The organism is Anaerolineae bacterium (assembly GCA_014360855.1).
Classification (GTDB): Bacteria; Chloroflexota; Anaerolineae; order JACIWP01; family JACIWP01; genus JACIWP01.
This window is the reverse complement of sequence record JACIWP010000070.1, coordinates 1-12,188: the sequence shown is the minus strand read 5'-3', so window position 1 is coordinate 12,188 and position 12,188 is coordinate 1. Positions and strand designations below refer to the sequence as shown.

Sequence of the window (12,188 nt, the reverse complement as noted above, 5' to 3'; positions counted from 1 at the left end):
AGAGGGCGCTCACCGCCGCGGCGCTCATCTTCGCCATCCTGAAGGTCAGCCCCACGCCTTTCTGCTTCCTGGATGAAGTGGATGCCATGCTGGATGAGGCGAATGTGGGGCGCTTCCGTGAGGCGCTGAAAAGCCTATCGGGGCAGACGCAGTTCATCGTCATCACGCACAACCGCGGCACGGTGGAGGCGGCGGACACGATTTACGGCATCACTATGGGAGAGGATGGGACGTCGCGCAGTATTTCCCTGCGCCTGGAAGGTAGGGATGTGGAGCCGGCCAACGCCGCATAATGCGGCGCGGCCGGCGAACCTGTGATCAACCGCGTTCCAGCGCCCGCAAGCTGGCGGCGCGCAGCATCTCTTTATCAGGCCAGCCGGCGAACCCTTCGCCGGTGAGATAGGTCCTTCAACCTCCCGAATAATCGGTGCGCTTCTCGGCGTACGGGTCCACGTCAGCCCCGTTGATGCGGATGGTGGGAGAGCCGAAATAGCGCCATTCCGCGGGGTCCATATCCGCTTCCATCACGATCTCCTGAATCTCTGCCTGAACCCCCAGCTCCTCCAGCACCTGGCGCAGGTTCTCCATGGCCTTCGGAGTGGAGGCACAGCCGGGCGAATGCAGGACGCGAATGTGCAACATACTTCCTCCTGAATGTGGGTGATTGTGCCGGCGTTCCGACAGTCGTTATACCGCAGAGCGGCGAATTGTCAAGAATGCTAACAAGATGATGGCGAACTCAGAAATTTGCCAGATTCCTGCCCAAAGTGCTATAATAGTCCAATGCAGGAACGTACGTGATGCATCACGACATCCTGTCATGACAGGGAGGTGATGGCTATGCCAACCTACGTATATCAATGCGACCAGTGCGGGCTGCAGTTCGAGCGTCAACAGAGTTTCTCTGAGCCTCCTTTGACGCACTGCCCGGAGTGCGATGGGACGGTGCGCCGCGTCTTCCAGCCTGTGGGAATTGTGTTCAAGGGTTCGGGTTGGTACTGCACGGATCATCGGGCGAAGTCGCCCACTGCGGTGCCCGGTGAGATCAAGGACAACGGCAACGGGCACAAAAAGGAGAGCGCCGGCGAGAGCACCAAAAAGAGCGAGAAAATCGCCTGCTCCTGCGGCGAGGATTGAGCCCTTCGCCAGCTATCCTCTGCGGAAACCACAAACAGGGCACCCGATCAGGGTGCCCTGTTCTTTTGGCCGGCCTGCTTCGATAGCGCTTTACCGTTTGCCGGATAGGATGCTCGTCACAGGAATGGAGCAGAGGAACTTGAACGGCCCATCGCCGGCGTTCTCGTACGTGTGCTCCACCCCCGGCGGGACGAATGCCACATCTCCTGGCCCCACCTCGTGCCAGGTCTCGCCAATAAGGAGCCGGCCCTTCCCCTCCAGGATGAAATTCTCATGCTCGAAGGGATGGGCATGGCGGGGAGTGTGTCCACCGGGCGCCACCTCGATCAGCCGCATGGCGTAATACGGCGCGCCGTCGTGTTCCTCGTCAATCAGCCAGCGGATGGTGACGCCGGGGGCTTCGTCGCCGAATTCCTGCGCCGGCACCCGTGTGTAATGAACCACTTTGGCCCTGGGTCCTGTCATGGAAAGCCCCTCCTTAGAGATAGAGATGGATGCTTAACGTCCGCAGGTACTGCAGTTTGCGGAGCTGCAGCCGGCGCATCCTCCGCCGCCCGCGCCGGCGCCGTCCCCGCGGCGCACTGCCGCAATGCGCGACAGCATGCGCCGGGCGTTCTGCTTCCCGCACTGCTCGCACTCCACCGGCGCATCCGCCTGACTCATGGGGCGCATCTTCGAGAACACCGCCCCGCAGTCCGGACAGCGATATTCATATATGGGCATGGCCACACTCCGACCAGCAGGATGTGCATATATTGTAGCGCATTGCACGCCGGCGGTCAAAGCGTGAAAAGTACCTGCGTCGGCACCCAACAGCGTATTTGACGCCAACCCTGCTTCTGGCTACAATGCTCCCAAGGCCGGTTGGAGCCGAAAATCTGGCCGGCATAGGGAGGAAGGTTATTTCATGGACCCCGTAGCCCTGCGCATTCCACTGCCTTTCCTGGGCTGGACTCTGGAATTTACCTGGTACGGCATCTCTATCGTCATCGGCGTGCTGGCGGCGGCCCTTTACGCCACCTATGAAGCGCGCCGGCGCGGTCAGAACCCGGAGCCCATCTGGGACATGTTCGTCCTGGTGGTTTTCGTGGGCATCATCGGGGCGCGCCTGTGGTACGTCATCACAGCTACCCTCGGCGGCAATCCCTATTACCTTCAGAACCCGATCCAGATTCTCAACGTGCGGGCCGGCGGGCTGAACATCTTCGGCGCCCTGCTGGCCGGCCTGGTGACCATCATCCTGTTCTGCCGCGCCAAGAGGCTGAATTTCTGGATGTATCTGGATTTTGTCGCGCCAGGCGTCCTGCTGGGGCAGGGACTCGCCCGTTGGGGGAACTATGTCAATCAAGAGTTGTACGGCCCGCCCACCACACTGCCGTGGGGCATTCCCATTGACGCTCAGCACCGCATCCCGCCGTACGATGACTTGACCCGCTTCCCGCTGAGCACCCGCTTCCACCCGACCTTTTTGTACGAGACGATCTATGACCTGCTGGCCTTTGGATTGTTGATGTACCTGCTTCGCCGGCTGGGCGAACGCTGGAAAGTAGGCTCGGTGTTCGGGGCATATCTCGTCCTGCACGGCATCGGCCGCTTCATCATCGAGTTTTTCCGCCCGGACCAGCCTCGCATCCCGGGCACCGACTTCAGCTATTCACGGCTTCTGTCGGTGCTGTTCGTCATAGGCGGCGCGGCAGTGCTGTATTGGCGCCAGCAGAGGGCGGAACCGTACCCGGCGCCGGCCGTTCCTGCCGAGGAGCCCCTCGCCATCGTCGAGCAGGAAGAACAAGCCGCTTCTGCCGCGCCGGAGCCGCCGGCAGAAGGGCAGGGGGAGCAGAACGGCTAAGCCTGCTTGCGTATGCCGGGCACGCTTTCCCGTACTACATCAATGTTCTGGGAGAAATCGCCCATGACCTGGATACAGCCGGCCGGCCAGAGAAGGTGGACGGCCGCAGTCATATTCCTGTTATTGATATTGAGCGCAGTGGTGGTGCTGGCCGGGTGTGCCCCCCAGCCCTATACGTTGGCGCCCCTGCCGACCCGCACACCCAAGCCGACCTTCACGCCCACGCCGGCGGCGGATATGTCCGCGCAGGACGACGCCGTCCCACCCACCCCCACCGCGACGGTGATATGGGCACAGCCCACGCCGGCGCCAACCCCGACCTATTCCTCGCCGGCGGCCGCCGAGGTCCCTAAGACCGGCCGCGCCATTTTGGTGGACCAGGACCAGCAGTACATGTACATTTTTGAGGATGGGGTGGAGATCCGGGCCATTCCGTGCAGTACCGGTGATCCCCAGAATCACGGCACCAAGGCCTGGCGCGGTGTGGTGGGAGAGTATGTGGGCACTTTTTACTCGTACGGCACCTATGCGGATTATGCCTGGTACCTGTTCGATGATCACGGGCGCATCATGATCCACGGCGCGCCCTATATCTTCGACGAGAACGGCCAGCGCATTTATCTGGAGCTGGATGCGCTGGGCCGCTATCCCGTTTCCCATGGATGTATCCGCATTCACCCCGATGAAGCGCGCTGGCTGACCTTCTGGAATCCCAAAGGCGTGCCAATCATCATCACGCCGTGGACGGGGAAGCGCTCACTGGCGGAAGCGCCCCGGCACTAGGCCGGCTACTCCTTGGGGATTACCTCATACCTCAGCCAGACCGCGCCGCCTTCCAACCCCATGAAGTGCGACAGCCGAAGCCGCAGGATTTGATGAAGGCCCGTGAGGTCGCTGGCCTCAAAGAGGGTGGGGGTGGTCATGCCGCCGATAGCCAGAGGCGCGATGACTACGCTGATTTCGTCGATGAGGCCGCGCCGCAGGAGCGCGCCGGTCAACTGCGCTCCGCCCAGACATGCCAGCATGCCGATGCGGTAGCGCTCCCAAAGGGCATCCAGCGCTGCCTCGAGGTCCACATGCTCCTCGCCGGCCACAATGTAATGGATGCCTTCCTCGTCCAGATACTCCAGGTAGTCCTTCGGGGTTTTCTTGGAACAAAGGGCCACGGCGGAACGGAACCAGGGCTTGCGCTTGATGAGCGTCCAGTTGATGCGGCCGCGGTTGTCCGGCACGACGATGGCCGGCGCCAACTGCCGTGGGTCAGAGGCCACGATATCCCGCTCGGCGAGGGTGTGCTCCGCCAGGGAGATGAGGGAGGCACTGGTCAGGATGCCCTGCACCCCCAGGTGTCTGGCCAGGCGGTAGTATTCATGCACAGCGGTCGGAGCGATTTCCTCCCAATGGGTCTCCAGCCGGCGGGCAGTGGTCAGGCGGGCGTCCACGCTCATCAGACAGTGCACGATAATCCAAGGTCGCGGCATGATGGCTTGTCGAACCTCCTGTTGCGATGAATTATTGCGCCGGCATTTGGCCGGCTCGCGCCCGCTGGCGGGCCTTGCTTAACTGCACGGCCCAGCGGATGGCCTCGGTGAGACTGCAGGCGCTGGCGCGGAACTGCCAGGCGATGTCGAAGGCGGTGCCGTGGTCCACAGAGGTGCGCACAATCGGCAGGCCCAGCGTGACATTGACGCCGGCGCCGAACCCCAAGAGCTTGATGGGGATCAACCCCTGATCGTGGTACAGCGCGATGACGAAATCAAACTCTCCCTGCACAGCGCGGTAAAAGACCATGTCCGCGGGGAAGGGGCCGCTGACCTGGAAGCCCATTGCCTGGGCCTGACGGATGGCCGGAATGATGATCTCCAGCTCCTCGCTTCCGAAAATGCCCCCTTCGCTGGCATGGGGGTTAAGCCCAGGGACAGCGATGCGCGGCACGCCCATGCCCAACAGCCGGCCCAGCTCATCTGCCAGCCGCACCGCGGTCAGGATGCGTTCCTGGCTGATGAGGTCCAGCGCGGCGCGCAGGGGCAGGTGAGTGCTGAGGATCACCACCCGCAGGGCGCCGGCGCTCATCATCATGGCATATTCGCGGGCGCCGGTGCGCTCAGCGAAGATCTCCGTGTGGCCGGGGTATTCATAACCGGCCAGATTGAGGGCCTCTTTGCAGATGGGGCAGGTGACAACGGCGTCCACTTCTCCCTGCATGGCCAGGTCCGCGGCCGTGATGACGTATTGATAGGCGGCCGCGCCGGCCATAGGGTCTACCATCCCCTTTTTCAGACGCCCCATGTCAATATTGTGCAGGTCCAACACATCCAGATAGCGCGGTTCGAAACGCGCCTGCCCCACGGTGGCGATGGGGTGGACGGTGAAGTTCAGGCGCATGCCGTCCAGCACAGCCTGGATGACCGAAGCATCGCCGACGATGAAGGGCCGGCAGAGCCGGTATGTCCCCACGTCGCACAGCACCCGCACGGCGATTTCCGGCCCGATGCCGGCGGCATCCCCCATCGTGATCGCCACGATCGGACGTTCCGTCTCCCAGAGCTCCCGCATCTTCCTTCCCTCCATGCTCCAAGATCGTTCAATTCTATATAGCCTGGCGCTCATGTCTGCCGCTGTTCATCATTGGGCTGGCTTTCTCTCTGACGGTGCTTTGCTTCCATTCTCCGCGACTGCCAGAACACCAAGGCGATCATGCCGGCGGCGAGCGCCAAAAGCCCGACGCCAGTGCATCCGATCAATACCGAGACCCAATCCAGCGGCGCGTTCATCGGTCAGGCCTCCCCGGAAGAGGAGAGAATGGGGCGCGCGGCACAAACCTTCCCATGCCCGGCGCACCGACAAACTGTCCATGGCGCAGGATGACCCGGCCGCGAAGGAGAACGGTATCTGGGGCGCCGCGCACCTGCCAGCCTTCATAGGGGCAGTAGTCCACACGCTGGTGGAGCGAGCTGGCGGACAGGGTGATTTCCCTCTCCGGATCCCACAGCACGAGGTCCGCATCTGCTCCGACAGCGATGTTCCCCTTGCGCGGCGCCAGGCCAAAGAGGCGCGCCGGCATGGTGGCGCACAGCTCGACGAAGCGGGGCAGGGAGATGCGGCCGGCATTGACCCCGAAATGATATAAGAGCAAGGCGCGAGTCTCGATTCCCGGCAGTCCGTTGGGGATCAGGGTGAAGTTATCCCGGCCGCGCTGGCGGTGGGTGGCGAAGTCCCAGGGGCAGTGGTCGGTGGCGACGGTCTGCACCCTGCCCCACTGCAGGCCCCGCCAGAGAGCGTCCAGATGCCGGCGGGCGCGCAGGGGCGGCGCACAGCAGTATTTTGCCCCTTCAAAGTCCGGCTGGTCATACGCCTGCTCATCCAGGAGCAGATGCTGGGGAGTAACCTCGACGTATACGGTCTGGCCGGCGGCGCGGGCGCGCTCGACCGCCTCCAGGCTCTCGGCGCAGGAGATATGCACGAAGTAAACGGGCACATCGATGGTTGCGGCCAGGGCGAGCACGCGCTGGACCGCCTCCGCCTCGGCGGTGCAGGGCCGGCTGTGAGGATGATAGCGCGGCGCGGTCAGGCCGGCGGCCAGCAAACGCGCCTGCTCATAGGCGATGATGGCATCGTTCTCCGCATGGACGATGGGCAGAAGGCCGTGGGACTTGCAGGTCTCCAGCAGGCGCAGGATATCCTTGTCCTCGACCATTATGTCGGCGTAGGTAGTGTAGAGCTTCAGGCTGGTGTAGCCTTCCTTGGCGAGGGCGGCGATTTCCTCCAGGAACGCCGGCGCACTGCTGTTGCCGGTGAGGTGTAGGGAGTAATCCACTGCCACCTTCCCATCGGCTTCGGCGCGGCGGGCGCCGGCGGCAGCGCGCGGTGATTCGCCGGGCAGTTGTTCGATGAAGTCAATGATAGTGGTGGTGCCGCCGCAGGCCGCCGCCATGGTGCCGGTGAAAAAGTCGTCAGTGGTGACGATATCGCCGGCGGGCATCTGCAGGTGCACATGGACGTCAATCAGGCCGGGGAAGACATACATGCCTCGAGCATCCAGTTCCTCGCGGCCGGGGAGATCGGCGCCGATAGCCGCGATGCGTTGGTCCTCGATGCCGATGTCGGCGCGCGTGATGCCGGCGGGTGTGACGATGGTTCCGCCTCGGACGACCAGGTCAAACATCTTCATGCGGACCTCCGCGCAAGTGGGATGCCGGCCCCATTATACCATTGAGCGCGCAAGCTGTCGAAAGGCACGTTGTTGAGGGTGTTGAAACTCCGCGCCCGGAAGCGGTTTGCCCAAAGCCCTACGCTACGGATGGAGACCTTGTCGTACCCGGTGGGGATTTCCCGGTGAAAAACGTTCCCGCAGGAATATTACCCGCGGGAACGGATGGACCGAGATATATTCAGGGCGGCGGGAGGCAAGACCGCTAGTCCTCCTCTTCCTCCTCCAGTTCCTCGAGCCATTCCTCGAAGATGAGGCCGCACTTGGGGCATTCTTCGGCATCCGCGGCGACTTCGGCGCCGCACTGCGGGCAGGTGTAGACGAACTCGTAGCCGCAGGCACTGCACTTCAGCTCGTCCTCTTCCATGGCGGCGCCACAGCGCGGGCAGACGAGCTGGCCGCATTCGGGGCACTCTTCCTCACCCATGAGCACCTCGGCGCCGCAGGTCGGGCAGACGAAGGCGAATTTCAGGCCGCAGTGGGGACATTCGGTATCCTCGGGGCTTACCACCCCGTTGCATTCCGGGCAGAGGAAATCGAATTCCGCACCGCAGTTGGGGCAGACCGCGTCGGATTCGTCTAGCGCGGCACCGCATTCGGGGCAGAGGGATTGTTCGCAGTAGGGGCAGTGGTCTACGCCGGCCTCGATCTCTTCACCGCAAGCGGGGCACTCCCAGGTGGACTTGTTCATGGGTATGCAGCCTCCTTGACCTTCAGAGGGTCGACGCTGATTATGGACACTACATCAATTTATGCACCGGTTTGGGGAAAAAGTCAATATTTGGGGCAAGCCGGTCTCATGCCATAATAGCTAAGGGATCGGGCACACCTGCTGAAAATTGCATGTTGACCATTGCGCATAGGCCGGCTATACTTTGGTGCGCTACTTATCCAACGCGAGGTGGGGGAATGATGAACTTTCCGCCTGGTTCAATTGTGCGATTCCGGGAACGTGAATGGGTGGTCTTACCCTCCTCTGCGGCAGAGCTCATGTTGCTCCGGCCGCTGACCGGAAATGAACATGAAGTTTGCGGTGTGCATCTCCCCCTGCTGGAAAGCGGGGTCGAGCGGATTGCGCCGGCAAAGTTCCCGCTCCCCAAAGAACAAGATGTCGGGGATACTGTGTCTGCCGAATTGCTTTGGAATGCCGCGCGCCTCACCTTACGGGATGGCGCCGGCCCCTTCCGTTCCCTGGGTCGGATCTCCGTTCGCCCTCGCCCGTACCAGTTCGTGCCGCTCCTCATGGCCCTCCGCCTCCACCCTGTCCGGATGCTTATCGCCGATGACGTTGGCGTTGGTAAAACCATTGAGGCACTGCTGATTGCCCGCGAACTTCTTGCCCGAGGCGAAATCCGCCGCATCGCTGTCCTCTGCCCTCCATATCTCTGCGACCAGTGGCAACAGGAATTGGCAGAGAAGTTTCACCTGGACGCAGTAGTCATTCGCTCCGGCACCGTGGGACAGCTCGAAAGGGAAACCCCTTCCGATCGCAGTATCTTTGAATATTACCCCCATATTGTCGTCAGCGTAGACTATGCCAAGTCCGGCCGGCATCGGGATAACTTTCTGACCCACTGTCCGGAGTTTGTCATCGTAGATGAGGCGCACGGTTCCGCCCAACCCGCCGGCAATCGCCCCAGCCAGCACCAGCGCCACCAACTGCTCCGTGATCTTGCCCGTGATCCGCATCGTCATCTTCTACTCCTCACCGCCACCCCGCACAGCGGTGTGGAGGAGTCGTTCCGTTCCCTGCTGGCCCTTCTGCGCCCCGAGTTTGGCTCCCTGGACTTTCGCAACCTGGAGGATCAACATCGGCAGGTCCTCACCGCCCACCTGATCCAGCGCCGGCGCGCGGACATCTCCTGCTGGTTGGGCACGGAGACCCCATTCCCGAAACGATTATCGGCGGAAGAAACGTACGACCTATCCCCCCAGTATGCCAAGCTGTTCCAACAGGTATTTGCATTCAGCCGGGAGCTGGTGCGCAGTGGCGAGACGCTCACAGGTTGGAAACGCCGTATCCGCTATTGGTCGGCGCTCGCCCTGTTGCGCTGTGTGATGTCCAGCCCAGCCGCTGCCCGCTCGGCCCTGGAAAAACGGGCCGCCGGCGAGGAAGCGATAGATGTTGAGGAAGGAGACTCGGACGAGACCTACGCTCCCTATATTTACGAGTCCTCAGAGACAGAGACAGTGGACATAGCCCCGGCCCATATTGTGGGAGAGGGGGAACGGGAAATGGGAGAAACCGACCGCCGCCGGCTGCGCCGGTTTGCCCAATGGGCCTCGGAGCTTATTGGTACTGACGATGACCGCAAAATGGTGCGCTGTGCCGAGATTGTCGCTGACCTCCTCCGAGAGGGACACACTCCGATCGTCTGGTGCCGCTATATCGCTACCAGCGATTACCTCGCCCAGGCGCTTCAACACCGCCTGCCGGCGCTTCTCCCAGCGGAACTGGGGCAGAAGGTGCGGGTGATCTCAGTGACCGGCGCCCTCTCCGAGGACGAGCGCCGCGAACGGGTTGCGGAGCTGACCCGCTTTCCGGTGCGTGTACTTGTGGCAACAGACTGCTTGAGTGAAGGCATCAACCTCCAAGAACACTTTACGGCCGTAGTCCACTATGACCTGCCTTGGAACCCCAATCGTCTGGAGCAGAGAGAGGGGCGGGTGGACCGTTTCGGCCAGTCGGCTCCCGAGGTCAAGGCTGTTCTTCTCTATGGCCGGGATAATCCAGTGGACGGCGCGGTGCTGGATGTCCTTCTGCGGAAGGCGAAGGAGATCTATGCTTCCCTTGGGGTTACCGTTCCTGTGCCGATGGACAGCGAGACAGTCATGGAGGCGGTGCTGAATGCCCTGTTCTTCCGCGCGCCCCAAAGCCGGCAATTGGCCCTGCCGCTGATGGACCTGAACGTAAATGACGCCCAACAGGTGGACGTAGCGACACTGCACCGCCTTTGGCAGGAGGAAGCCGAGCGGGAGCAGGAAAACCGCACCCGCTTCGCTCAGCACGCCATCCGCCCTGAGGATGTGGCCCGGGAACTGGAAGAGACCGATGCCATCCTGGGTGATTCGCGGGCCGTGGAACGCTTCGTGCTTAACGCCTGCCAGCGCTTGGGTGCCGTAGTCCATCAGATGAATAACGGGGTGTGGCGCCTGAGCAATCTGGGCGAGCTTCCCGAAATGGTGCGCATTCACCTGCCGGCGGAGGCCCAGCAATCCGGGGAATGGCGCGTCTGCTTCGAAATGGTTCCCTACCGCAGGAATACGTCCGCCGCAATATTGGGCCGGCATCATCCCTTCGTCGAGGCCCTGGCGCGCTATTTGCTGGAAGCCGCACTCACCCTTGGCGCACAGGCCCCGGTCCCACGCTGCGGCGTGGTGCGAACCACGCAGGTGACCCGTCGGACGGTGCTCTTCCTTCTGCGGCTCCGCTTCCTGATCCACGACCCTCCCAAGCCTTCGCTCTTGGCCGAAGAGGTGTTGGTTACCGGCGTGAGGGGACTGCCGCCAGGCAGTGTGGAATGGCTGGATGATCCAGGGGAGGGACACAACCATTTGGGAGACACCACGTTGTCCCTGTTGGAGAACCTTCAGCCGGCGGAGATCATCGACCCAAACGAGCGAAGAGCGTCGATCCAAGAGGTGTTGGATGCCTGGCCGGCGCTTCAAGAAGGTGTGCGCTCGTTGGTGGAACAGCGGGCACGCCGCCTCCAGGATGCGCACTGCCGGGTGCGGGCCGCCGCCGGCCTGAGCTCCTCTGTCCAGGTTGAACCTCACTGGCCACCGGACCTGTTGGGTATCCTGGTCCTTCTGCCAGTACCGAAGGGGGTGGCTCGATGAAACGCTTCCCGACGCTGACGGTTGAGGGCGGACTTCTGGCCGCCGACCTGATCGAGGAAATCGCCGCCGGCGCCGCGCCGGGACAGCGGCCGGCTGACTTTGGCCTGGACAGCCGCCGGCATCTTTCCGACGAGATCGCCGCCGTCTGGGGGGCGGCTCGCGGCCACTGGCAGGCCTTTCGCATGCGCCTGGAAAAACTGCCGGAAGGCGAACCCGCTACTTCCGTCACCCGCGACCAGTGGCTGTTACCTTTCCTCTCCCTGCTGGGCTACACGCTTACCTATACCCCCGGCGCGGCCGAGGTGGACGGCAAGTCCTACGCCATTTCCCATCGCGCCCTGGCCCCGGACGGCCAAGAGGGTTTCCCCGTTCATCTGGTGGGGTACCGCCAAATGCTGGACCGCCGGCCCGAAAGCGGCCCAACCCGTATGGCCCCCCATTCCTTGATGCAGGAATTCCTCAACCGCAGTGAGCACCTCTGGGGCATCGTCTCGAACGGGCGCACCCTGCGGGTACTGCGGGATTCCCTGCGCCTGCGCCGGCCGGCGTACCTCGAATTTGACCTGGAGCAGATGATGGAGGGCGAGCACTTCGCCGACTTCGCCCTCCTCTTCCGCCTCCTCCACCGCTCCCGCCTCCCCCGCACGCCCGAAGAGGCCGATCAGTGCTGGCTGGAGCAGTACTACCGGCAGACCCTGGAGCAGGGCGGCCGGGTGCGCGATCGCCTGCGGGACGGCGTGGCGGAAGCCTTACAGCTCTTGGGCAGTGGCTTCCTGGCGCATCCGAGCAACGTTGGTTTCCGCAAGCGGGTGCAGGCGGGAGAGGTGGACCCCGTCGCGTTTTACGGGCAGCTACTGCGCCTCATCTACCGCCTCCTGTTCCTCATGGTGGCAGAGGAGCGCAACCTGATCAGCTCCAGCCCCTTGTACCGGCAGTATTACAGCCTGTCCCGCCTGCGCGAGCTGGTCCATGTGCGGGAGGCGTACAATGGATATCCGGACCTCTGGCTGGGTCTGCAGGTCACCTTCCGCCTGTTCCAAGAGGAGGACGTAGGCCGGCATTTGGGCGTTCCGCCGCTCAACGGCGACCTTTTCGACCCCCAAGGGACAGGCCTGTTGGAAGACCTGCGGTTAACCAACCGTGATCTGCTCCGGG

Annotated in this window: 14 protein-coding genes; 6 read left to right on the top strand and 8 right to left on the bottom strand. The window is 62.8% G+C overall.

What is annotated here, in order from left to right; all coding sequences use genetic code 11:
- Nucleotides 1–293, top strand: a 293-nt coding sequence (locus H5T60_05510) for a hypothetical protein (protein MBC7241885.1), incomplete at its 5' end; no start/stop codon positions are given.
- Between the two features lie 115 nt (nucleotides 294–408).
- Here the strand turns inward: H5T60_05510 and H5T60_05505 are convergent.
- A complete protein-coding gene (locus tag H5T60_05505) occupies nucleotides 409–642 on the bottom strand; it encodes a thioredoxin family protein (protein MBC7241884.1) in 234 nt (77 codons plus the stop codon).
- 198 nt (nucleotides 643–840) lie between these two features.
- Between H5T60_05505 and H5T60_05500 the strand changes: the two genes are divergently transcribed.
- Entirely contained in the window at nucleotides 841–1,137 is a 297-nt protein-coding gene (locus tag H5T60_05500) for a zinc ribbon domain-containing protein (GenBank protein MBC7241883.1), read from the top strand.
- 90 nt (nucleotides 1,138–1,227) lie between these two features.
- Here the strand turns inward: H5T60_05500 and H5T60_05495 are convergent, their stop codons facing one another.
- Nucleotides 1,228–1,602: a cupin domain-containing protein gene (locus H5T60_05495; protein ID MBC7241882.1), complete on the bottom strand. Its 375-nt coding sequence runs from the start codon at nucleotides 1,600–1,602 to the stop codon at nucleotides 1,228–1,230.
- Between the two features lie 33 nt (nucleotides 1,603–1,635).
- A complete protein-coding gene (locus H5T60_05490) occupies nucleotides 1,636–1,860 on the bottom strand; it encodes a zinc ribbon domain-containing protein (protein MBC7241881.1) in 225 nt (74 codons plus the stop codon).
- Nucleotides 1,861–2,044: 184 nt separating this feature from the next.
- Here H5T60_05490 and lgt point away from each other — a divergent pair, with 184 nt between their 5' ends.
- On the top strand, nucleotides 2,045–2,983 hold the full coding sequence (gene lgt, locus H5T60_05485; GenBank protein MBC7241880.1) for a prolipoprotein diacylglyceryl transferase: 939 nt from the start codon (nucleotides 2,045–2,047) through the stop codon (nucleotides 2,981–2,983).
- A gap of 63 nt (nucleotides 2,984–3,046) precedes the next feature.
- Nucleotides 3,047–3,766, top strand: coding sequence for a L,D-transpeptidase (locus H5T60_05480; protein MBC7241879.1), 720 nt, complete (start codon nucleotides 3,047–3,049; stop codon nucleotides 3,764–3,766).
- Between the two features lie 5 nt (nucleotides 3,767–3,771).
- Here H5T60_05480 and H5T60_05475 read toward each other — a convergent pair whose 3' ends face one another.
- The 5 genes from H5T60_05475 to H5T60_05455 all read right to left on the bottom strand — a co-directional run bounded on the left by H5T60_05475 (nucleotide 3,772) and on the right by H5T60_05455 (nucleotide 7,884).
- The gene (locus tag H5T60_05475; protein MBC7241878.1) at nucleotides 3,772–4,464 is read right to left on the bottom strand and encodes a RibD family protein; all 693 of its coding nucleotides are present in this window, start codon (nucleotides 4,462–4,464) and stop codon (nucleotides 3,772–3,774) included.
- A gap of 31 nt (nucleotides 4,465–4,495) precedes the next feature.
- Entirely contained in the window at nucleotides 4,496–5,539 is a 1,044-nt protein-coding gene (gene pdxA / locus H5T60_05470; protein MBC7241877.1) for a 4-hydroxythreonine-4-phosphate dehydrogenase PdxA, read from the bottom strand.
- Between the two features lie 50 nt (nucleotides 5,540–5,589).
- Nucleotides 5,590–5,757 (bottom strand): hypothetical protein, encoded by a 168-nt coding sequence (locus H5T60_05465; GenBank protein MBC7241876.1) that lies wholly within the window; start codon nucleotides 5,755–5,757, stop codon nucleotides 5,590–5,592.
- Entirely contained in the window at nucleotides 5,754–7,154 is a 1,401-nt protein-coding gene (gene hydA, locus H5T60_05460) for a dihydropyrimidinase (GenBank protein MBC7241875.1), read from the bottom strand. The genes H5T60_05465 and hydA overlap by 4 nt, the downstream gene beginning before the upstream one ends.
- A gap of 244 nt (nucleotides 7,155–7,398) precedes the next feature.
- Nucleotides 7,399–7,884: a zinc-ribbon domain-containing protein gene (locus tag H5T60_05455; GenBank protein ID MBC7241874.1), complete on the bottom strand. Its 486-nt coding sequence runs from the start codon at nucleotides 7,882–7,884 to the stop codon at nucleotides 7,399–7,401.
- A 218-nt stretch (nucleotides 7,885–8,102) separates the two neighbouring features.
- On the opposite strand from H5T60_05455, the gene H5T60_05450 reads away from it, so the two are divergent.
- A complete protein-coding gene (locus H5T60_05450) occupies nucleotides 8,103–11,033 on the top strand; it encodes a DEAD/DEAH box helicase (protein MBC7241873.1) in 2,931 nt (976 codons plus the stop codon).
- Nucleotides 11,030–12,188 (top strand): hypothetical protein (locus H5T60_05445; GenBank protein MBC7241872.1); only part of this gene is annotated, 1,159 nt, incomplete at its 3' end. The genes H5T60_05450 and H5T60_05445, both read left to right, overlap by 4 nt.

Coding starts and splice junctions, on each gene's coding strand:
- H5T60_05505 (MBC7241884.1), bottom strand. CDS start 642: ATGTTGCACATTCGCGTCCTGCATTCGCCCGGCTGTGCCTCCACTCCG.
- H5T60_05500 (MBC7241883.1), top strand. CDS start 841: ATGCCAACCTACGTATATCAATGCGACCAGTGCGGGCTGCAGTTCGAG.
- H5T60_05495 (MBC7241882.1), bottom strand. CDS start 1,602: ATGACAGGACCCAGGGCCAAAGTGGTTCATTACACACGGGTGCCGGCG.
- H5T60_05490 (MBC7241881.1), bottom strand. CDS start 1,860: ATGCCCATATATGAATATCGCTGTCCGGACTGCGGGGCGGTGTTCTCG.
- lgt (MBC7241880.1), top strand. CDS start 2,045: ATGGACCCCGTAGCCCTGCGCATTCCACTGCCTTTCCTGGGCTGGACT.
- H5T60_05480 (MBC7241879.1), top strand. CDS start 3,047: ATGACCTGGATACAGCCGGCCGGCCAGAGAAGGTGGACGGCCGCAGTC.
- H5T60_05475 (MBC7241878.1), bottom strand. CDS start 4,464: ATGCCGCGACCTTGGATTATCGTGCACTGTCTGATGAGCGTGGACGCC.
- pdxA (MBC7241877.1), bottom strand. CDS start 5,539: ATGCGGGAGCTCTGGGAGACGGAACGTCCGATCGTGGCGATCACGATG.
- H5T60_05465 (MBC7241876.1), bottom strand. CDS start 5,757: ATGAACGCGCCGCTGGATTGGGTCTCGGTATTGATCGGATGCACTGGC.
- hydA (MBC7241875.1), bottom strand. CDS start 7,154: ATGAAGATGTTTGACCTGGTCGTCCGAGGCGGAACCATCGTCACACCC.
- H5T60_05455 (MBC7241874.1), bottom strand. CDS start 7,884: ATGAACAAGTCCACCTGGGAGTGCCCCGCTTGCGGTGAAGAGATCGAG.
- H5T60_05450 (MBC7241873.1), top strand. CDS start 8,103: ATGATGAACTTTCCGCCTGGTTCAATTGTGCGATTCCGGGAACGTGAA.